Source organism: Cupriavidus sp. WS, assembly GCF_000395345.1.
In the GTDB taxonomy this organism is placed as follows: Bacteria; Pseudomonadota; Gammaproteobacteria; order Burkholderiales; family Burkholderiaceae; genus Cupriavidus; species Cupriavidus basilensis_B.
In genome coordinates, this window is sequence record NZ_AQPL01000613.1 from 1 (window position 1) to 2330 (window position 2330).

Consider the following 2330-nt stretch of genomic DNA (forward strand, 5'->3'; position numbering starts at 1 on the left):
AGCCCCGCGGCGAGCGCCAGCCCGGCCGCGACAAGCCCCGCCGCCGCGCGGATCGCCGCGCGGGCCGGGCGGGGCCGCGAAATCTTGCTCATGATGCCTGTCCTGTTGACCTGTGACTGCATTGGAGTAGCGACAGCCATGCTAGTTCGATTGCCCTGTCCGCCGCGGCGTTCCGCGCCGCGCTCAGTACAGCGGCGCGCGCGTGCGGAAGTAGATGCCGTGCGGCGAGCGGCCCACGCGGATGGTCTTGACCAGCTTGCGGCTGGCCACGTCGATCAGGCCGACCGAGCGCGCCCAGCGGAAGCTCACCCACAGCGTCTTGCCGTCGGCGGTCAGTTCCATGTCGTCCGGGCCGGGCGGCAGGCCGGTGATGTCGCCGACCTTGGTCAGGGTCTGCTGGTCGACGATGCTGATGGTGCCGGACACGCGGTTGGACAGGAACAGGTGGCGCTTGTCGCCCACCGCGCGGAAATTGTGCGCGCCCTTGCCGGTCGGGATCTGCTTGACCACGGTGCGGGTATGCCAGTCGATCACGGCGACGTAGTCGGCGCCGGTCATGCCCACCAGCAGGTACTTCTGGTCGGGCGTGACCCACACGCCGGCCGGCGCCGAGCCGGCGTCCATGCGCCACATCACGCTCTGCGTGGGCAGGTCGATGGCGACCACCTCGTTGGAGTCCTGCAGCGTGACGAAGGCCACGCGGCTGTCGGCGGTGAAGGCGATGTGGCTCGGCGTCTTGGCCAGCGGCAGCTGCTTGGCCAGCTTGAGCGCCTTGCCGTCCCAGCGGTACAGGTCGACGCGGTCGAGGCGGTTGCCGGTGGTGACGAACCACTTCTGGTCGGGCGAGAAGCCGATCTGGTAGGGATCGTCGATGTTGGGAACGCGCTGCTGGACCTTGCCGGTGACGGGGTCGAGGAAGACCAGGTCGTTGCCCACCGCGTTGGCGACGATCAGCGATTTGTCGTCGGGCGTGGCGATCAGGTGATGGGGTTCCTTGCCGATCGGGAAGGTCTCCAGCACCTTCTGCGTGTCCTTGTCGATCAGGGTGACGGTGGCATCACCCGAATTGAGGACCACCACGACTTCCGCCGAGGCCGGCGCCGCTGCCATCCCCAGGGCCAGGGTGCCGAGCATGGCAAACCCGGAAACTACACGACGCAATGCGAGCATAAGACCGTTAGGCAAAAGACTGAATCGGGCATTCTAACGTTTCAGGGCCGCGATCCGATGACCTGAAGCAACAAACTAACACTTCGTCACAATGTCGCAAGGTGCACCGGCCCGCACACGGAAAGCCGCGGGGAAAGCCTCGGCTTTCCCCGCCGTCCAACGCTCACCGCTGCATGGATTCCCACACCTTCTGCAGCCGCTTCACCGACATCGGCACCGGCGTGCGCAGCTCCTGCGCGAACAGCGCCACGCGCAGCTCTTCGAGCATCCAGCGGAACTCGTCCAGGCGCGCGTCCTCCACGCCCCGGCCCTGCTGGCGCAACTGTTTCTCGGCGCGCTGCCACTGCTGCAGCAGTGGCGTCATGTCCTGCAGGCGCTGGGCGTCGCGCGCGGGATCGCCCTTGATCTTGTCGATGCGCATGGCGATGCCCTTCAGGTAGCGCGGGAAATGCACCAGCTGCTGGTAAGGCGTGTCCGTCACGAACTGCTTGCCCATCAGCCGCGCCAGCTGCGCTTCCATGTCGGCGTGCGCGGCGGCGAACGGCCTGGCCTGCACCAGCTTGCGCGGCAGCGTGGCGTACTCGGCCAGCACCGCGCCCACCAGCCGGGCGATTTCCTGCGCCAGCAGGTTCAGGCGCGAGCGCCCTTCTTCCTTGCGCGCGGCGAACTCGGCCTCGTTGCGCGGCAGCGGCGCCTGCAGGCAGGCCCGCTCCAGCGCCACCGTGACGATCTGGTCGCGCAGCATTTCCTGCGTGCCCAGCGTCATGTACTGCATGGCCATCTGCTGCAGGCCGGGAATGTTCTTTTCCAGGAACTTCACCTGCTCGCGCAATTGCAGCACGAACAGGCGGCGCAGCCCGGCGTGGTGCACGCGCACCGCTTCCTGCGGGTCGTCGAACACCTCCACGTCGCAATGCGCGCCGTGGTCGACCAGCGCCGGATAACCGAACAGCGTCTGGTTGCCCTTGCGGATCTCCAGCAGTTCCGGCAGCTCGCCGAACGACCAGCTGGTCAGGCCTTCGTACTGGCCCGGCTCGGCCGCCGGCGCCTGCGAGGCGGACTGCGCGGCGATGCTCTGGAACGACTGCTGCGCCTGCCCGCCCAGCTCGGCGCGCAGTTGCGCCAGATTGCGGCCCATGTCGAGCTGGCGGCCGTGCTCG

2 protein-coding genes are annotated in these 2330 nt (G+C 67.8%); both read right to left on the reverse strand.

Annotation, left to right across the window (positions count from 1 at the left end; genetic code table 11):
* Positions 1 to 183: 183 nt before the first annotated feature.
* Complete coding sequence (locus tag K206_RS0135625; RefSeq protein ID WP_029044446.1) at positions 184 to 1170, reverse strand: cytochrome D1 domain-containing protein; 987 nt, start codon at positions 1168 to 1170, stop codon at positions 184 to 186.
* A 163-nt stretch (positions 1171 to 1333) separates the two neighbouring features.
* A partial coding sequence (locus tag K206_RS40365) for a DUF3418 domain-containing protein (protein WP_155888412.1) occupies positions 1334 to 2330 on the reverse strand: 997 nt, incomplete at its 5' end.

Coding starts and splice junctions, on each gene's coding strand:
- K206_RS0135625 (WP_029044446.1), bottom strand. CDS start 1,170: ATGCTCGCATTGCGTCGTGTAGTTTCCGGGTTTGCCATGCTCGGCACC.